Origin of the sequence: Streptomyces sp. NBC_00341 (assembly GCF_041435055.1) — a bacterium.
Classification (GTDB): domain Bacteria; phylum Actinomycetota; class Actinomycetes; order Streptomycetales; family Streptomycetaceae; genus Streptomyces.
On the sequence record NZ_CP108002.1, the window covers coordinates 311,852 to 326,568 of the forward strand.

At 71.5% G+C, this 14,717-nt stretch carries 12 protein-coding genes; 3 read left to right on the top strand and 9 right to left on the bottom strand.

The window, feature by feature from the left end:
- The 5 genes from OG892_RS01435 to OG892_RS01455 form a co-directional block, all read right to left on the bottom strand.
- Positions 1-258 carry an acyl carrier protein gene (locus OG892_RS01435; protein ID WP_073738917.1) on the bottom strand — a complete coding sequence of 86 codons (258 nt, stop codon included), beginning with the start codon at positions 256-258 and terminating at the stop codon, positions 1-3.
- Between the two features lie 40 nt (positions 259-298).
- Positions 299-1,546, bottom strand: a complete 1,248-nt coding sequence (locus tag OG892_RS01440) for a beta-ketoacyl synthase N-terminal-like domain-containing protein (RefSeq protein ID WP_073738918.1) — start codon at positions 1,544-1,546, stop codon at positions 299-301.
- Positions 1,543-2,811 carry a beta-ketoacyl synthase gene (locus OG892_RS01445; protein WP_073738919.1) on the bottom strand — a complete coding sequence of 423 codons (1,269 nt, stop codon included), beginning with the start codon at positions 2,809-2,811 and terminating at the stop codon, positions 1,543-1,545. The genes OG892_RS01440 and OG892_RS01445 overlap by 4 nt, the downstream gene beginning before the upstream one ends.
- Positions 2,808-3,242, bottom strand: coding sequence for a cupin domain-containing protein (locus OG892_RS01450; RefSeq protein WP_073738920.1), 435 nt, complete (start codon positions 3,240-3,242; stop codon positions 2,808-2,810). The genes OG892_RS01445 and OG892_RS01450 overlap by 4 nt, the downstream gene beginning before the upstream one ends.
- Positions 3,243-3,318: 76 nt before the next feature.
- Positions 3,319-4,440, bottom strand: a complete 1,122-nt coding sequence (locus OG892_RS01455) for a SchA/CurD-like domain-containing protein (protein WP_073738921.1) — start codon at positions 4,438-4,440, stop codon at positions 3,319-3,321.
- Positions 4,441-4,716: 276 nt separating this feature from the next.
- On the opposite strand from OG892_RS01455, the gene OG892_RS01460 reads away from it, so the two are divergent.
- Positions 4,717-6,351, top strand: a complete 1,635-nt coding sequence (locus tag OG892_RS01460) for an FAD-dependent oxidoreductase (protein WP_371628224.1) — start codon at positions 4,717-4,719, stop codon at positions 6,349-6,351.
- 17 nt (positions 6,352-6,368) lie between these two features.
- On the opposite strand, the gene OG892_RS01465 is transcribed toward OG892_RS01460, so the two are convergent.
- On the bottom strand, positions 6,369-7,892 hold the full coding sequence (locus OG892_RS01465; protein WP_073738923.1) for an alpha/beta fold hydrolase: 1,524 nt from the start codon (positions 7,890-7,892) through the stop codon (positions 6,369-6,371).
- Between the two features lie 208 nt (positions 7,893-8,100).
- Between OG892_RS01465 and paaK the strand changes: the two genes are divergently transcribed.
- Both paaK and OG892_RS01475 read left to right on the top strand, forming a co-directional pair.
- Complete coding sequence (gene paaK / locus OG892_RS01470) at positions 8,101-9,396, top strand: phenylacetate--CoA ligase PaaK (RefSeq protein WP_327335236.1); 1,296 nt, start codon at positions 8,101-8,103, stop codon at positions 9,394-9,396.
- Between the two features lie 122 nt (positions 9,397-9,518).
- The gene (locus OG892_RS01475) at positions 9,519-10,313 is read left to right on the top strand and encodes an SAM-dependent methyltransferase (RefSeq protein WP_073738925.1); all 795 of its coding nucleotides are present in this window, start codon (positions 9,519-9,521) and stop codon (positions 10,311-10,313) included.
- A gap of 23 nt (positions 10,314-10,336) precedes the next feature.
- Here OG892_RS01475 and OG892_RS01480 read toward each other — a convergent pair whose 3' ends face one another.
- The 3 genes from OG892_RS01480 to OG892_RS01490 all read right to left on the bottom strand — a co-directional run bounded on the left by OG892_RS01480 (position 10,337) and on the right by OG892_RS01490 (position 14,634).
- Complete coding sequence (locus OG892_RS01480; RefSeq protein WP_371628225.1) at positions 10,337-11,836, bottom strand: acyl-CoA synthetase; 1,500 nt, start codon at positions 11,834-11,836, stop codon at positions 10,337-10,339.
- 150 nt (positions 11,837-11,986) lie between these two features.
- Complete coding sequence (locus tag OG892_RS01485) at positions 11,987-13,528, bottom strand: acyl-CoA synthetase (protein ID WP_371628226.1); 1,542 nt, start codon at positions 13,526-13,528, stop codon at positions 11,987-11,989.
- On the bottom strand, positions 13,525-14,634 hold the full coding sequence (locus tag OG892_RS01490; protein ID WP_371628227.1) for an NAD(P)H-dependent flavin oxidoreductase: 1,110 nt from the start codon (positions 14,632-14,634) through the stop codon (positions 13,525-13,527). Before OG892_RS01490 ends, OG892_RS01485 begins: the two co-directional genes overlap by 4 nt.
- Positions 14,635-14,717 lie beyond the last annotated feature (83 nt).

A 14,717-nucleotide genomic window follows, 5' to 3' on the forward strand; every position in this document is an offset into this window, starting at 1 on the left:
TCAGGCTCCTGTCACGAGGCTGTTGTTGACGAGGTCGAGGAACTCTCGGGGCGTCTTGCACCGGTCGGCGTCGGCCGGCAGCGGCTGTCCGTGCCGGTTCTCCAGTACGCCGACGATGCCGAGGAGGCCCAGGGAGTCGAGGCCGAACTCGTCGAAGGCGGTGCCGGAGCGGTTCTCCATCTCCCGGGGGTCGACGGTCAGTCCGGCGCCCTTCTTCATCAGGACGGCGAGTTCGTCGTAGGTCAGTCGATCGGTCATGAGGGGCTTCTTCCTTCTCGCGGGGATTTTCTGTGGGCTCTCACGCGCCGTGGGCGGGGCGCCGCAGCACCATCGCCGCGTTGGAGCCCATGAGGCCGCGGCTGAGCACGAGCGCGGTCCGCAGTTCGGCGGCACGGGCCCGTCCGGTGACGACGTCGAGGTCGTGGCAGACCTCGAACACGTTCGGCGTCGGCGGGATCAGACCGTTCTCCATGGCGAGCACGGCGGCGGCCGCGTCGAGGACGGGGGCACCGCAGTACGCCCGCCCGATGCCGGTCTTGGGCGCCGTCACCGGGACCCGCCTGCCGTGCGCACCGAGCGCGTCGGCCAGCGCCAGCGCCTCCGCACGGTCCGCGGCGGGCACGCCGAGGGCGTCCGCGAAGACCACGTCGATCTCCTCGGGCGCGCAGCCGGCCTCCCGCAGCGCCCCCTCGATGGCGTGGGCGAGCCCCTCGCGGGACTCCTCCCAGCGCATCGCGGTGGTGAAGGTGGCCGCGTGACCGGCGATCTCGGCCCTGACCCGGGCGCCGCGCTCCCGCGCCGCGCCCTCCTCCTCGACCACGAACATCGCGCCGCCCTCCGCCGGCACGAATCCGCAGGCGTCCGAGGTGAACGGGCGGTAGGCCCGTGTCGGGTCCTCGCCGGCGCTCAGGTCGCGGTACCCGAGCTGGCAGACGACGGAGTACGGCGCGAGCGGTGCCTCCGCCGCGCCGACGACCACCGCGTCGGTGCCGCGCCGGACGGACCGGGCCGCGTGGGCCAGTGCGTCCAGGCCGCCGGCCTCGTCACTGGCCACCACCGCGCAGGGCCCCTTGAAGCCGCCGCGGATGGAGATCTGGCCGGTGCTCGCGGCGTAGAACCAGGCGATCGACTGGTAGGGGCCGACGTACTTGGATCCCTGGCCCCACAGCCGTTGCAGCTCGCGCTGGCCGAACTCGCCGCCGCCGGACCCGGCGGCGGTCACCACGCCCACGCTGAACGGCTTGTCCTCGTAGTCGGCGCGGCCCAGCCGGGCGTCGTCCAGGGCCATGTCCGCCGCGGCCATCGCGAAGTGCGTGAACCGGTCGGTCTGGACGAGGTAGCGCTCCTCGATCAGGCTGACCGGGTCGAAGCCCCGGACCTCGCCGGCCACGTGCAGCGGAAGCTCCTCGCACCCTTCGCGGGTGACCCGGTCCAGGACGCTCATGCCCTCCTGCGTCCGCTTCCAGAAGGTCTCGGTGGACGTGCCGTTGGGGGCGACGACGCCGATGCCGGTGATGACGGTCTGCCGGGCCTTGTCGGTGCTCATGGTGTCCTCCCACCGGTTCTGGTCAGGGCGACAGCGGACTGGAAGCCACCGAATCCGCTGCCGACGGAGAGAACGCTGCGCAGCTTCAGCGGGCGTGCGGTGCGCGGCACGTAGTCGAGGTCGCACTCGGGGTCCGGCGACTCGTAGTTCGCCGTCGGCGGGACCGTCTGGTGGACCAGCGCGAGTACGCAGGCCGCGATCTCTATCGCCCCGATCGCCCCGAGCGAGTGGCCGACCATCGACTTGATGGAGCTCATCGGTACGTCGTGGGCGTGTGCGCCGAGCGCCCGCTTCACGGCGGCCGTCTCGTGCCGGTCGTTCTGCTTGGTGCCCGAACCGTGCGCGTTGACGTAGTCGATGTCCGACGCGGCGATCCGGGCGTGGCCCAGTGCCCGGTTGATGGCCTCGGCCATCTCCAGGCCCTCCGGGGTCAGCCCGGTCATGTGGTAGGCGTTGCCGAAGGTCGCGTAGCCGGCGATCTCGCAGTACACCGTCGCGCCCCGGGCGCGGGCGTGTTCGAGTTCCTCCAGCACGAGTACGGCCCCGCCCTCGCCCATCACGAAGCCGTCGCGGCGGGAGTCGAAGGGCCGGGAGGCGTGTTCCGGGTCCTCGTTGTTGGCGGAGGTCGCCTTGATCGCGTCGAAGCACGCCACCGTGATCGGGGTGATCGGGGAGTCCGACGCCCCCGCGATGCACACGTCGACGCGGCCGTCCTCGATGGAGTGGAAGGCGTAGCCGATCGCGTCGAGTCCGGAGGTGCAGCCCGTCGAGACGGTCTGCACCGGCCCGTGCGCCCCGACCTGCTCGGCGACGGCGGACGCCAGGGAGCTCGGTGAGAACGCCCGCTCCAGATGGGGCCCGGCCGGACGGTGGTCGACGTCCCAGCGTGCGCCGCTGCCGCTGACCGCGACGTAGTCGTGCTCCAGCCGGGTGGTTCCGCCGACGGCCGTGCCGAGCGAGACGCCCATCCGCCAGGGATCGGTGCGCTCCTGGTCCAGACCCGCGTCCGCGAGTGCCTCGCGGGCGGCCACCATCGCGAACTGGACGTACCGGTCGGAGCGGGCGACCTCGTCCGCGTCGAGGCCGTGGGCCGCCGGGTCGAAGTCGCACTCGGCGGCGATCCGGGACCGGAAGCCGGCCGGGTCGAAGAGCGTGATGCCGCGCGTCGCGGTGCGGCCGTTGGCGAGGAGGTCCCAGAAGGCCGGTGCGCCGATCCCGCCCGGAGCGACGACCCCGACCCCGGTGACCGCCACCCGCCGGGTCATGAGGCCGCCTCCGTTCGTTCTGGCGGCGCGCCCTGCTCGGGAGCCTCCGTCTGCTCGGTGTCGACGTGTCCGAGCTCCGGGCGGGGCGCGAGGGGGCCGAGGTGGAAGACCATGCGGACCTCGGTGTCACCGACGTTGCGGAAGCGGTGGCGTACGTTCAGCGGGATCAGCAGCCCCTGGTCGGGCCGCATCGCGTACGGCTCACCGTCCAGGTCGACCTCCAGGAGCCCGTTCACCACGTACACGAACTCCTCCGAGTACGGGTGGTAGTGCTCCGCGATGCGGTCGCCGGGCTGGATGATGGCCAGTCCCATGAAGCCGCTGGTGGCGCCCACGGCCGTCGGGGTGAGCAGGGCGCGCAGGTCTCCACCGCGCCTGGTGTTGGGCTGGGTCTCACTGAGGTCCACGATGCGTGGCCGGTGCGTGGTCATGAGTGTCTTCCTCCTGGCGCGTTGCGCGTTGTGTCGACGGGTCGAGCGAGAACCCCCCGCTCTGCTGGTACGCGGTTCAGGACTCCGCGGCCCGCCGGTCGGTGATCAGGGTCATCCCGGCGCGGCCGAGGAAGCGCATGGCGTCCTGTTCGCCGGTGGGCACGGGGTTCGCCTCCCCGTCGAGGAGGCGGGCGAGCCTGACCGCCTTGCCGGGGCCGTGGATGCCCAGCGACCGGTCGGGCTGTGCGTCGAGGGGGCCGTCCACTTCCAGGAGCCGGACGACGACGTCGTCGCGCTGGAAGATGGTGCTGCTGTCGATGGGGCTGCCGGTGTCGTCGGCCTCCTCCTCGTCGTGCTCGGCCAGGAGGCGGGCCAGGGCCATCCCGCAGCCCTCCTTGGCCTGGTAGAACAGCGCGTGGCGCTTGAGGTCCCGCTCGGGGTGGCGACCCGTTGTCACGTGGTGGACGGTGGGCAGCGCCGCGCGGGTGAAGAACATCCGGGCGGAGTCGGGGTCGGCCAGGTCGCGGTCCTGCTCCAGGTACGGGTTGAGCGCTTCCTCCACGGCCCGGATCTCCGGCTGCCGGGAGACGTGGCGCAGGGCCGCGAGGAGGTCGCCCTCGACCTCGACCGCGCGCACGACGCGGTTGCCGTGCATGAAGAGCGAGGTGCGGCGCAGCCGGGTGTGCTCGTCGACCCGTGCCTTCGGGGGGGCGTAGTCGGCGAGGATCTTGGCGACCCTCTCCTCCGTGCCCGGCTTCACGGTGAAGGTCAGCGCGTGGCGCACGATCCCGTCCCCGAGGCGGGGCGCGGCCTGCAGGCCGCCCTTGGCGGGCTCGAAGCTCTCCTCGAAGGCGGCGCCGGTCTCGCGCAGGACGCTGAAGCGCAGCGAGCGGGTGTCGCGCACGCAGCTGTGCAGGGGCTGGACCGTGGCCACGTGGTCCTCGCTGTTGACCCAGGCGAGGAAGGGCGGGGCGCTCTCCCACTCGCTGGTGATGAGCCACTGGGAGGGGTTCTCGATGGACTGGCACAGCTGGTCGCTGATGTGGCCGGGAATGGAGGCCACCTGGTTGCGCATGTGCTCGTAGGCTTCCAGGAACTGCTTCTGGGCGCCGTCGTGCAGGTCAAGCAGCAGGATGACCCGCAGCCTTGATCCGTCGAAGGCGGACTGGGAGGTCCGTTCCGAGAGGGTGGTGGTCATCTTTCGAACTCCTTCGAGACGGTGGGGCGGCCCGGCCCGCCGGTTCGCTGGGTAACCGGTGGCTGTCGAGTGGAATCGGAGCGGGGAGTCTCCCGGCAGCTGCGCACGGTCCGCCCCGGACCGCGGGCGTCGTCTCCGTCACCGATCGTGAAACGCTGGTCCGGCTGACGCGAGATTTATGAACCGTTCAGGTGAGCGGGCGTCCGAACCGCTCCGACAGGGCTCCGGCAGGGGCATGGACACTGCATCTGTACGGCGTCCGAGCTGGAGCAACTCATGAACGAGAACGTCGACCTCCACGTACCGGTCCTCATCGTGGGCGGCTCCCTGGTGGGCCTGTCCGCGTCCCTCTTCCTCGGCCGGCTCGGCGTCGAGCATCTGCTGGTCGAGAAGCACGCGGCCACCTCGACGCATCCGCGCGGCCGCGGCAACAACGTCCGCACCATGGAGGTCTTCCGCCGGGCGGGGGTGGAGGAGCGGATCCGGGCGGCCGCGTCGGTGCTGGCGGAGAACCACGGCATCCTCCAGGCCGGTTCGCTGACCGGTGACGACCAGGAGTGGCTGTTCAAGGAGATCGACCCGGGTGGCGCACTCGCCCGCTTCAGCCCGACGGGCTGGTGCCTGTGCAGCCAGAACGACCTGGAGCCCGTGCTGCTGGACCGCGCCCGGGAGCAGGGCGGTGACCTGCGGTTCTCCACCGAACTGCTGTCGTTCGACCCGGACGGCTCAGGTGTCGGGGCGGTTCTGAAGAACCGGGAGACGGGCGAGCACACCACCGTGCGGGCGGACTATCTCATCGCCGCCGACGGTCCGCGCAGCCCGGTCCGTGAGCAGCTGCGCATCGGCCGTTCGGGTGCCGGCGACCTGTTCCACAACGTGAGCGTCACCTTCCGTTCCCGCCGGCTCGCCGATGTGCTCGGTGACCGGCGCTTCATCGTCTGCTATCTGACCAACCCGGAGGCGGACGGCGCCCTGCTGCCGGTGGACAACGAGGAGCAGTGGGTGTTCCACGCGCCGTGGCAGCCCGACCGGGGCGAGACCCTGGAGGACTTCACGGACGAGCGGTGCGCCGAGCACATCCGCAAGGCGGTCGGAGCCCCGGACATCGATGTGGAGATCACCGGCAAGGCGCCGTGGCACGCGGCGGAGCGGGTGGCCGACCGCTACTCACGGGGCCGGGTGTTCCTCGCCGGTGACTCGGCGCACGAGATGTCGCCCACCGGCGCGTTCGGCTCCAACACCGGCATCCAGGACGCGCACAACCTGGCATGGAAGCTGGCCGCCGTGCTGCGCGGTGAGGCGGGGCCGGGTCTGCTGGACACGTACGGCGCGGAGCGGCTTCCGGTGGCGCGGGCGACGAGCGAGCGGGCCTCCGCGCGTTCCGGCGAGCACAGCCACCCGGGGTACGCGCCGCCGCCCACCGTGGGCGGCGGCAAGCGCGGCGGCATGCTGAACGTGGCGCTGGGCTACCGCTACGTGGACGGTGCGGTGCTGGGCGTCGCCCCGGACCAGCCGGTGGTGCCGCAGGGGATGCAGCTGACGGGTGAACCGGGCAGCCGGGCACCGCACCTGTGGGTCCGGCGGGCCGGTGAGCGGATCTCCACCCTGGATCTGTACGAGCGCTCTTTCGTGCTGCTCACCGATGGCGCGGACGTGGCGTGGCGGCGGGCGGCGGCCCGGGTCGGTGACCAGTTGTCGGTGCGGCTGGACGCGTTCGGCATCGGCACCGGTCCCGGCGGCGATCTGGAGCCGGAGGCCGGTGCCGACTGGGCGCAGGCGCACGGGACGAGCACGGAGGGCGCGGTGCTGGTGCGCCCCGACGGGTTCGTCGCCTGGCGTTCACCGGCGGGCGTCGCGGACGCGGAGGCGACGCTGCGCGACGTCATGGTGTCGCTGCTGCGCCGGGACTGACCCGCCGGGCGGCTGCGTCAGGCCACACCGAACGACCGGAGCGCCGCGAGGAATTCCTCCGGTCGTTCGGTGTGGACGAGATGGCCGGCGTCGATGGTGACGAGCCGGCCGCCGGGGATGCGCCGGGCCATCCAGGCGAGGTCGTCCTGATCGATCCGGCTTCGTGGTCCGCCGCCGATGACCAGGGTGGGCGCGGTGATCTCACCGAGGCGTTCCCGGCTCGCCGGATCGGGTTCGTTGAGCTGGGCGTCGATGGACGGCACCACGGGCCAGTCGAAGTCGAGCTCCCCGTCGGGGCGTTGTGCGGGTCCGCGGGGCGGGTCGAGCGGGAAGGGCGGCGGTGCCTCCTCCAGGACGAGCCGGCCGATGAGTCCGGGCTGCCGCCCGGCCAGCAGGTAGGCCGCCGCGCCGCCCATGGAGTGCCCGACGACCGTGGCGCCGGAGAGGTTGCGGGCCTCCAGGAACGCGTGCAGGTCGTCGCGGAACAGCTCGAAGGAGTAGCGGCCGGGCCAGTCGCTGAGGCCGTGGCCGCGGAAGTCGATGGCGTACACCCGGTTCCGGGCGGCCAGCTGTTCGGCGATCCGGGTCCAGGTGCGGCTGTCGTCGCAGCGTCCGTGGACCAGCACGACCGGCGGTGCGGAGGGGTCTCCCCACACCCGGTAGGCGAGCCGTGTCCCGCCGGCCTGCACGCTGTGCACCTGCGGGTCCAGGAAGGCGGCGGCGGTGCGGACGAAGGCCCCGGGGTCGTCCAGCCACGGGAAGTGTCCGGCACCACGCTGTACGGCGAACTCGCCTTCCGGGAAGAGCGCGGCCAGTTCGGCGGCGCGGTCGGGGGTCGTCACGCCGTCGTACTCCCCGGCGAGGACGAGCACCGGGGACGCCAGTTCGTGGAGTGCGGCCACCGTCGCGGCCGGGTCGAAGGCGCCCGGCGCGTAATAGCCCTGTGCGGCAACGGCGTTGATCTGTGCCGCGGACGACGCGGCGTGGGCCTGCGCGGTGGCGTCCCAACGGCCGTAGAGGAACGGCCGGGCGGCGGCGCGCAGTTCGTCGTCGAGCCGTCCGGCCCAGATCTCCTCCAGAGCCGGGAGCGCCTCCTCGTACCACGGTTCCGCGCGACGCAGTTCGGCGGCCTCGCGGGCCTCGCGCTCGGCGAACCCGAGTCCGGCGGCCCGCGTCGTGGGGGCGACGAGGAGCAGCCGGCGCAGCGCGTGCGGGTGGCGTGCGGCGTAGAGCACGGCGAGGTCCGCCGCCGCCGAGTGGGCGAGCAGGTCGATGTGCTCCAGTCCCAGGTGTACGCGCAGTGCCTCGACGTCGTCGACCAGCCGGTCGCAGCGGTAGGTGGAGGTGTCGTCCGGTACGGCGGAGTCCCCGGTGCCCCGCAGATCGAGCAGCACCAGTTGCCGGTGGCCGTCGAGTCCGCCCAGGCGTCCGAGATAGGTACTGGCCCGCATGGCCCCGCCCGGCAGGCAGATCAGGGGTGCGCCCCGTCCTTCGAGGTGATACGCGAGCTCGGTTCCGTCGTACGTGTGGAAAGTCGGCATGGAAACCATCCAAACAGGGCCGACCGGGTGATGCGGCTCTGTTCGGTACGAGCGTATCCGCGAGGGGTGGCCGTTTCGGGGGCGGTCGCGCGACATGCGTCCGGTCCCACCTCTTGTCAGCGGGCACAAGATCCTGAATTACTGCTCCCGGGAGGAGCGACCGAATGATCGGTCGTCTGCACGATGCGCACGGAAGAGGGAGATCCGCATGACGGCTCTGCTGGACGCGGCGGAACGGATGGACCGCGAGGAGCTGCGGGCGCTCCAGCTGGAACGGCTGCGGGCGACACTGCTGCACGCGTACACCCACGTCGGCCACTACAGGGCCGCGTTCGACCGGGCGGGACTGCACCCCGACGACTGCCGCTCGCTCGCCGATCTCGCCCGGTTCCCGTTCACCACCAAGGCGGACCTGCGGGACAACTATCCGTTCGGGATGTTCGCGGTGCCGGAGGAGCGGGTGCGCCGGATCCACGCCTCCAGCGGCACGACGGGCCGCCCGACCGTCGTCGGCTACACCCAGGGGGATCTGGACACCTGGGCGGACGTGGTCGCCCGCTCGATCCGGGCGGCAGGCGGCCGGCCGGGGCAGAAGGTCCATATCGCCTACGGGTACGGGCTGTTCACCGGCGGACTCGGCGCGCACTACGGGGCGGAGCGGCTCGGCTGCACGGTCATTCCCGCCTCCGGCGGCATGACGGCCCGCCAGGTCCAGCTGATCCAGGATTTCCGGCCCGAGATCATCATGGTGACGCCGTCGTACATGCTGACGCTCCTGGACGAGTTCGAGCGTCAGGGCGTCGATCCGCGGTCGACCTCACTGAAGGTGGGGATCTTCGGGGCGGAGCCGTGGACGCAGGAGATGCGGCGCGAGATCGAGGAGCGGTTCGCGATCGACGCGGTCGACATCTACGGGCTGTCCGAGGTGATGGGGCCGGGCGTCGCCCAGGAGTGCGTGGAGACGAAGGACGGGCTGCACATCTGGGAGGACCACTTCTATCCGGAGGTGGTCGACCCGTTCACCGGCGAGGTGCTGCCCGAGGGGGCGGAGGGCGAGCTGGTGTTCACCTCGCTCACCAAGGAAGCCATGCCGGTGATCCGTTACCGGACCCGGGACCTGACCCGGCTGCTGCCGGGGACGGCACGGGTCTTCCGGCGTATGGAGAAGGTCACCGGGCGCAGCGACGACCTGGTGATCCTGCGCGGGGTGAACCTCTTCCCGACGCAGATCGAGGAGATCGTACTCCGTACCCCGGCGGTCTCGCCGCACTTCCAGCTGCGGCTGACCCGCGAGGGCCGGCTGGACGTGCTGACGGTACGCGCGGAGGCCAGGGCCGGGGCGACGCCCGAGCAGCGCGCTGCCGCCGCCGCGTCGGTCGCGGCGGCCGTCAAGGACGGGATCGGGGTCTCGGTCGGGGTGGAGATCCTCGATCCGGAGACGCTGGAGAGGTCGGTCGGCAAGTTCAGGAGGATCGTGGACGAGCGGGACAGGCCGGGCAGTTGACTGCGGCGCCGCGCCGCTCCCGGACCGACGTGCCAGAGTTTCGCGTGAAGTCGCTGTGGCAGGATGCGTCGACGGGGCGACGTCCTGCCTGCTCCCGTGCACCGAGGATTTCTGGAGCTGCCATGACGCCGGATCCGGCCGACACCCCGATCATCGACACCAGCAGGCCGCACCCGGCGCGCGTCTACGACTACCTGCTGGGCGGCAAGGACAACTACCCGGTGGACCAGGAGCTGGGCGAGCAGATGCCGCCCATGGCGAAAGCGGGTGTCGCGCAGAACCGGGCGTTCATGCACCGGGCGGCCGGCTGGGCCGCGCGCACGGGTATCGACCAGTTCCTCGACATCGGAACGGGCATCCCGACCCGGCCGAACCTCCACCAGATAGTCCAGGAGATCAATCCGGCGGCCCGGGTCGTCTACACGGACAACGACCCGATCGTCCTGCGTCACGCCGAGGCGCTGCTCATCAGCACTCCCGAGGGCTCGACGGACTACCTCGACGCCGATGTGCGCGAACCGGAGAGGATTCTCCGTCACGCGCGGAACTCGCTGGACTTCGACCGGCCCGTCGCGCTCTCCCTCATCGCCCTCATGCACTTCGTGCCGGACGAGGAGGACCCGTACGGCATCACCCGCACCCTCCTGGACGCGCTGCCCGTCGGCAGTTGCCTGATCCTCTCGCACTTCACCAGTGAGTTCCTCCCGGCCGAGGAGGACAAGACCGAGACCTACCGGTCGAGCGGCATCAGCCTGCGGCCCCGGACCGGCCCCGAGGTCGCGCGGTTCTTCGACGGACTCGACCTCGTCGATCCCGGCGTGGTCACGGCCCCGCTCTGGTACAAGGACACACCGGCCCCGCAGGGCAGCGGCCATATCGACAGCTTCCACGTCGGAGTCGGCCGCGTCAGGGGGTAGGGCGCGGCAGGGGGTACGCGGCGTCAGGCGAAGCGGTCGCGCAGCTCCCGCTTGAGGATCTTGCCGCTGGCGTTGCGCGGGAGTCCGTCCACGAAAACGATCTTCTTCGGGGCCTTGAAGTGGGCGAGACGCTCACGGGCGTGGTCGATCAGTTCGGCCTCCGTCGCCTCGCCCCGCAGTACGACGACGGCGGTGACGGCCTCGATCCAGCGCTCGTCGGGCAGTCCGACGACCGCCGCCTCCGCGACCGCGGGGTGGGTGTAGAGGGCGTCCTCGACCTGCCGGGAGGCGACGAGGACGCCGCCGGAGTTGATGACGTCCTTCACCCGGTCGACGATGGTGAAGTAGCCCTCCGCATCGCGTACGGCGAGGTCGCCGGAGTGGAACCAGCCCTCGCGGAACGCCTCGGCGCTCTCCTGCGGCTTGTCCCAGTAGCCGCCGCACAGCTGCGGTGAGCGGAACACCACTTCGCCGGCCGTGCCGTCGGGGACGTCCGCGCCGTCCTCGTCGACGACCTTGGCCTCCACGAAGAGGACGGGCCGGCCGCAGGAGTCCATCCGGCCCTCGTGCTCGTCGGGTCCAAGGACGGTGGCGAGCGGGCCGATCTCGCTCTGCCCGAAGCAGTTGTAGAAGGCCAGTCGGGGCAGCCGGTCGCGGAGCCGTTCCAGTACCGGTACGGGCATGACCGACGCGCCGTAGTACGCCTTGCGCAGCCCGCCGAGGTCGCGCCGTTCGAAGTCCGGGTGGTTGGCGAGGCCGATCCAGACGGTGGGCGGAGCGAAGACGCTGTCGGCCCGTCCGGACTCGACGAGGTCGAAGATCCGGCCGGCGTCCGGGGCGTCCAGGACCGTGTTCTCGGCCCCGACCGCGAGGTAGGGCAGCAGGAACACGTGCATCTGCGCGGAGTGGTAGAGCGGCAGGGCGTGGACGGGCCGGTCGTCGGCCCTGAGGTCGAGGGCGGTGACGGCGCTGACGTACTCGTGGACGAGGGCGCCGTGCGTCATCATCGCGCCCTTGGGGAGCGCGGTGGTCCCCGAGGTGTACAGCAGCTGGACCAGGTCGTCCGCGCCCGGTTCGCGCTCCGGCGTGAAAGCGCGCGGCGTGGCCAGTTCCGCGAGCAGGGAGCCCGGGGCGTCGCGCAGTGCGCGTACGGCGTAGCCGTCCGGGACCCGGCCGGCCAGGTCCGGATCGGTGAGGACCAGGGAGCTGCCGGACTGGCTCAGGATGTACGCCAGGTCCTCGCCCGTGAGGTTCTGGTTGACGGGCACGTGGACGAGTCCGGCGCGGGCGCAGGCGAGGAAGCCGATCAGGTACGCGTCGGAGTTGTGGGCGTAGGACGCCACCCGGTCCCCCGGGCTCAGCCCGTGGCCGTCCATCAGGACGGCGGCCGCGGTACTGACGGCCTCCTCCAGTTCCCGGTAGGACCAGGTCCGCTCCGCGTACCGCAGGGCGGTGCGGCCGGGGGTGCGCCGTGCGCTGCGGGTCAGGACGCCGTCGACTGTGCTGCTTCGTACACCTGTCATGGCGTGATCCTGTGCGGGCCGGGCCCGGCGGTCAAGGGTCCGGATACCGCCGGGATGTCGCAGGCGTCCCGCGGGCCCGTTTCGGGGCCGGTGGGCAGCGGCGCGACCACGGCCGGGGCCCGCCCGGCGGACGGGCCCCGGCCGGCCGCGTCAGGTACGCCCCTCCCAGTACGGCTCGCGCAGACGCCGTTTGTACAGCTTGCCGTTGGGGTCGCGGGGCATCGTCGTGATGAAGCCGAGGGTCTTGGGCCGCTTGTACCCGGCGAGCCGCTCCGCGCAGTGGCCGAGGATCTCGGCGGCGAGCGCGTCATCCGCCTCGTACCCCTCGGCGGCTTCGACGACCGCTCTGACCTCCTCGCCCCAGTCGGCGTGCGGGATGCCGAAGACCGCGGCGTCCGCGACAGCGGGATGGGTGAGCAGTTCGCTCTCGATCTCGGCGGGGTAGATGTTGACCCCGCCCGAGATGATCATGTCGATCTTGCGGTCGCGGAGGAACAGGTAGCCGTCCTCGTCGAGGATGCCGAGATCACCCACCGTGAAGAAGTCCCCGATGCGGTTCTTCCGCGTCTTGCCCTCGTCCTTGTGGTAGCTGAATCCGCCGGTGCTCATCTTCATGTAGACGGTGCCGAGTTCGCCGGGTGCGAGGCGGGTGCCCTCGTCGTCGAAGACCGCGAGTTCGCTGATCGGCCAGGCCCGGCCGACGGTGCCCGGTTTCCGCAGCCAGTCCTCGGCGGTGGCGAAGGCGCCGCCGCCCTCGCTGGCCGCGTAGTACTCCTCGACGCACTGGCCCCACCAGTCGATCATGGCCCGTTTGACGTGGTCGGGGCAGGGGGCCGCGCCGTGGATGGCGTGGCGCATCGCGGTGACGTCGTAACCCTGCTTCACCTCGTCGGGGAGGGCGAGGAGGCGGTGGAACTGGGTGGGGACCATGTGCGTGTGGGTGCAGCGGTGGGTGTCCATCGCCCGCAGCATCTCCTCGGGCGACCACTTGTCCATCAGGACCAGCGGGTGGCCGATGTGCAGGGCTGCTCCCGCGAACTGGAGCACCGCGGTGTGGTAGAGCGGTGAGCAGACCAGGTGGACGTTGCCGTCGAACGGTTTGATGCCGAAGATGCCGAGGAAGCCGCCGAGATAGGTCTCCTCGGGAAGCTTTCCGGGCAGCGGGCGCCGGATGCCGCGCGGCCGTCCCGTGGTGCCGGAGGTGTAGTTCATGACCCAGCCGAGGGTGCGCCCCTCCGGGGGCGATACCGGCCGGTTCTCCAGCAGTTCGGCGTACGGGCGGAAGCCCTCGGCCCCGCCGACGCCGAAGCGGTGGCTGGTGGGCAGTTTCGCCTCGTCGGCGGCGGCGGTCGCGGCGTCGGTGAAGCGTTCGTGGGCGATGAGCACCTTGGCGCCGGAGTCGGAGACGATCCAGGCGATCTCGGGGCCCATCAGGTGGTGGTTGACCGGGACGAGGTAGAACCCGGCCTGCGAGGCGGCGAGGTAGGCGGTGAGGAACTCGACCCCGTTGGGCAGCACGACGGCGAAGGAGTCGCCCTCCTCCAGACCGGCGGCGCGCAGTCCGTGGACCATCCGGTTGGCGTCGGCGTGCAGCCGGCCGGCCGTCCAGTTCTCTCCGTCGGGTGCGATCAGGATCGTGCGGTCGGGGTCGGCGGCGGCCTGGGCCCAGAAGCCGTTGGGCGGCTGGTTCATGAGGTGCTCCGTCCGGCTATGCGGTTGATCCGGTCCACGGCGCGTTCAAAGCCCCGGGTGAGGTCGTCGAAGACGGCCTGCACGCTGCGCTCGGTGTTCATCCGGCCGACGATCTGGCCGACGGGGGTGCCGAGCAGCGCTCCCGTCTCGTACTTCTGGATACGCGAGACGGCCTCGGCCACTAGGAGTCCCTGGAGCGGCATGGGCAGCGGGCCGGGGCCCGCCGGGTCGTCCCAGGCGTCGGTCCATTCGGTACGCAGCTGGCGCGCGGGTTTGCCGGTGAGGGCGCGGGAGCGGACGGTGTCGCCGGAGCCCGCGGCGAGGAGTTTGGCGGTCAGGGCGCGGGAGTGCATGTCGGCCTCCTCCGTGGTGAGCCAGAGGGAGCCGAGCCAGACGCCCTGGGCGCCCAGCGCGAGCCCGGCGGCGACCTGTTCGCCGCTGCCGATGCCTCCGGCGGCGAGGACGGGGAGCGGGCCCACCGCGTCGACGACGTCCGGGACGAGGACCATGGAAGCGATCTCCCCGGTGTGGCCGCCCGCTTCGTAGCCCTGGGCGACGACGACGTCGATGCCGGCCTCTGCGTGGTGCCGGGCGTGCCGGGCGCTGCCGGCGAGGGCGGCGACGAGCACGTCCTGCGCGTGGGCGCGGGCGATGACGTCGGCGGGCGGTGAGCCCAGTGCGTTGGCCAGCAGCTTGATGGGGTAGCCGAACGCGACGTCGAGCTGGTTGCGGGCGACCTCCTCCATCCAGCCGGTGATGCGCCAGCCGGAGGCCTCGCCCTCGGCGAGTTCGGGGACGCCGTGCTTGGTGAGGGTGTCCTGGACGAACTGCCGGTGCCCGGCCGGGATCATCGCCTCGACATCGGCCTCGCTGACGCCCTCCACCTTCTTCGCGGGCATCACGACGTCGAGGCCGTAGGGCTTGCCGTCGGTGTGTTCCTGCATCCAGTCGAGGTCGCGTGCGAGGTCGTCGGGGGCGGTGTAGCGGACCGCTCCGAGCACTCCGAATCCGCCGGCCCGGGTGATCGCCGCGGCCACCGCGGGGAACGGCGTGAAGCCGAAGATGGCGTGCTCGATCCCCAGTTTCTTGCTCAGCTCCGTCTCCATGGGCGGCAGGATGCCGCAGTCGGACAGCCGAAGGAAGAGATTTTCTGATGCAGTGTCAGATTCTTTGTGGCTCCAGGGACCTA

Bases quoted from the DNA above. Each gene is read 5' to 3' on its own strand.
- OG892_RS01435 (WP_073738917.1), bottom strand. From the start codon at position 258: ATGACCGATCGACTGACCTACGACGAACTCGCCGTCCTGATGAAGAAG.
- OG892_RS01440 (WP_073738918.1), bottom strand. From the start codon at position 1,546: ATGAGCACCGACAAGGCCCGGCAGACCGTCATCACCGGCATCGGCGTC.
- OG892_RS01445 (WP_073738919.1), bottom strand. From the start codon at position 2,811: ATGACCCGGCGGGTGGCGGTCACCGGGGTCGGGGTCGTCGCTCCGGGC.
- OG892_RS01450 (WP_073738920.1), bottom strand. From the start codon at position 3,242: ATGACCACGCACCGGCCACGCATCGTGGACCTCAGTGAGACCCAGCCC.
- OG892_RS01455 (WP_073738921.1), bottom strand. From the start codon at position 4,440: ATGACCACCACCCTCTCGGAACGGACCTCCCAGTCCGCCTTCGACGGA.
- OG892_RS01460 (WP_371628224.1), top strand. From the start codon at position 4,717: ATGAACGAGAACGTCGACCTCCACGTACCGGTCCTCATCGTGGGCGGC.
- OG892_RS01465 (WP_073738923.1), bottom strand. From the start codon at position 7,892: ATGCCGACTTTCCACACGTACGACGGAACCGAGCTCGCGTATCACCTC.
- paaK (WP_327335236.1), top strand. From the start codon at position 8,101: ATGACGGCTCTGCTGGACGCGGCGGAACGGATGGACCGCGAGGAGCTG.
- OG892_RS01475 (WP_073738925.1), top strand. From the start codon at position 9,519: ATGACGCCGGATCCGGCCGACACCCCGATCATCGACACCAGCAGGCCG.
- OG892_RS01480 (WP_371628225.1), bottom strand. From the start codon at position 11,836: ATGACAGGTGTACGAAGCAGCACAGTCGACGGCGTCCTGACCCGCAGC.
- OG892_RS01485 (WP_371628226.1), bottom strand. From the start codon at position 13,528: ATGAACCAGCCGCCCAACGGCTTCTGGGCCCAGGCCGCCGCCGACCCC.
- OG892_RS01490 (WP_371628227.1), bottom strand. From the start codon at position 14,634: ATGGAGACGGAGCTGAGCAAGAAACTGGGGATCGAGCACGCCATCTTC.